Raw genomic sequence first — 2424 nt, forward strand, 5'->3', positions numbered from 1 at the left:
ATTTAGTTAAAAAATGCTCCGCGGATCAACCACGGAGTGCTATAAGCAAAAGTGCTGGATTTTATTTGCCAAAAAACGCTGGAAAATAATTTCCACTTTTTGCTGGAAAGTACTTGCCGTTTACAACTTCTTAAATTGCTATCTTCATCATATAAAATATTGTCTAATTCTACCTGGTCTGATGGGATGTCTGCTACCATCATTTCGCTTTTAGCATAAAATGTGCTTAAACCTTCTGAAATATTTAAAAGGTTATCTCCCATGGTAATAAAACCGTTTGCCATTTCCTTCATTTCATCTGGACGAATGCTATTGCTGTTGGCAAATGTATCTTTCATTGAAGAAGTTTCATTTGATAGCTTATTACTTACATTATTCAGCGCGTTCGCTGTATTGTCTGCACCTGTTTTTATATTCGATGTCTTTTCAGCCATAGTACTGATACCCTGAGAGCTTTTATAGATATTCCCTGATATCGTACTTAATTTAATTTTTAATTCTTGGTTTTCTCCAACCATATTGCTTAATTGAGTTAATTGACCAGATACCTCCTCTAGCCCACTGGCGATTGAATATAGACCACCTTGTAATTCCTTTGCACCATTAGCCATATTCTTCTGACCATTGATAAGTTTATTAAAAGCATCGGTTGAACTAGAAAGATTCTCTAACTTATTTTCTATTTCAGCTGTATCCATCAGTTCTTTAGCACTCAATTCCGATCCGATATCTTTCATCTTGGTTCCCATTTCTTCTAATCCATCGCTTAAAGTAAGTACTTGCTCTTTTATCTTAGTACCCTGTGTTTCCGTCATTTGATGTACAATACTAGCCGGGCTCATAAATGAGAAAATATTCTCGTCATATTGGAACCGTTTTTCAACATTCCATATTCTTCTAATGTTTTCAACAGATAGTAAATTGCCTTCTGTTTTATCTGTAAAAAGAACTAGAATAGATTCCCCACCAAATGTATTTTCCATCTTTTGATTCGATATATATACTGGATTATCATCTTGAACCAATGTTTCATTACCGGTTGCCATTTCTATTTTTGTTGCGCCAAATATTAACATAGAAAATAGCAGAATTGAAATAAGTAATACTTTGAACGGATATCTTTCAATTATACTGCCTAACCAATTAAATACTTTATTCATGGAAATGTACCTAACCTTTCTAATTTTTTATTTCATCTAATAGAATTGATGTCACCTTGCTCACGTATTTTTTTATACTTGTTTCATTGTCCTCTGGCATATACAAAAAAGATAGTATGGAACCCATTAATAATCTTAACGTAAAGTCTTCATTATCAAGCTTTATCCCAGTTTGACTTAACATACTTTTCATTAATTGAATTGTCTTCTCAATGAAACTTTCACTACCTAATTCTTTTAGCAATGCGGCCTCCTTTAAAATTAGCTTAATGACCTCGCGATGCATAGAAATATAACTTATTCTTTCAGTTAACATATATTCTACTTTTTCAGCCATGCTATAACTTTTAGAAGTATCCAATGCCTTCTTTAAAGAACCAAACAAGATGGGCTCAATCCCTTCTAAAAAGATTTCCTTCTTAGACGAAAAGTAGCGAAACAATGTTACTTCAGATATACCTGCAGCTTTAGCAATTTCCAATGTCGTACTATTACTAAACCCCTTCGCTATAAAAACATCCATAGCAGCATCCAATATTTGAACCCTTCGTTCTTCTTTACTCAATCTTTTGTCTGCTTCCAATTGCACATCCTCCTATCGTTATGTAAGTACTTACTTACATACATTACAATATTTTATTTTAACTGTCAAGTAATTCTTCTATAAATTTTTTAACTTTATTCCATTTAAAAATAACGGACATCTCGTATCCGCTTTTTCAAAAATATTTTGAACTTTTATAATGGGTCTGCACCATGTTCCTGTAAAAAAACAAAGGATGCATAGGATGCCCTGCTTTTATGTTTCGCTTTGCTGGACTATATGAGTGATAATTACTCATAAAAATGGCTTACCCTTTGAAGTAAGCCATTTATTTTTTTATTCAGATTAAAAGAATTCTGGATTGTGGCATTTAAATTGAAAAATTCAAGCTATATAAATAGTTTAGGAATTATGGGAATACTAATTGGTGAAAGGAGATGTTTGTGTATGTATCTAAAATATTCAACGGGGTTCTTAATAGCATCACTTATCCAAGCAGGAGGGCGTAAATTTTTCTGTGTCTGGCAAGTCAGGAACTGCCTGATTTGAATTAAATATGTATTGGTTTTGATGTCGGTTTAATTCGAAATTCTATTGTCGAATTTTATTTCTATCTATAGTATTACCGCATCTGAAAATTTTATACCTTTTTTCGAAAAAATTTCATAGCAAATAAGACATCTATATTTGTTTTTCATGGGCTCTGCCCACACCCGGCCT

Annotated in this window: 2 protein-coding genes; both read right to left on the reverse strand. The window is 32.8% G+C overall.

Annotated features, from left to right (window positions below; translation table 11 throughout):
- Nucleotides 1-2: 2 nt before the first annotated feature.
- Complete coding sequence (locus BN3456_RS00245) at nucleotides 3-1160, reverse strand: hypothetical protein (RefSeq protein WP_089981961.1); 1158 nt, start codon at nucleotides 1158-1160, stop codon at nucleotides 3-5.
- Nucleotides 1161-1179: 19 nt separating this feature from the next.
- On the reverse strand, nucleotides 1180-1743 hold the full coding sequence (locus BN3456_RS00250) for a TetR/AcrR family transcriptional regulator (protein ID WP_176699055.1): 564 nt from the start codon (nucleotides 1741-1743) through the stop codon (nucleotides 1180-1182).
- Between the last annotated feature and the right edge of the window lie 681 nt (nucleotides 1744-2424).

The organism is Clostridium sp. C105KSO13 (genome assembly GCF_001517425.1).
GTDB lineage: Bacteria > Bacillota > Clostridia > Lachnospirales > Lachnospiraceae > Muricomes.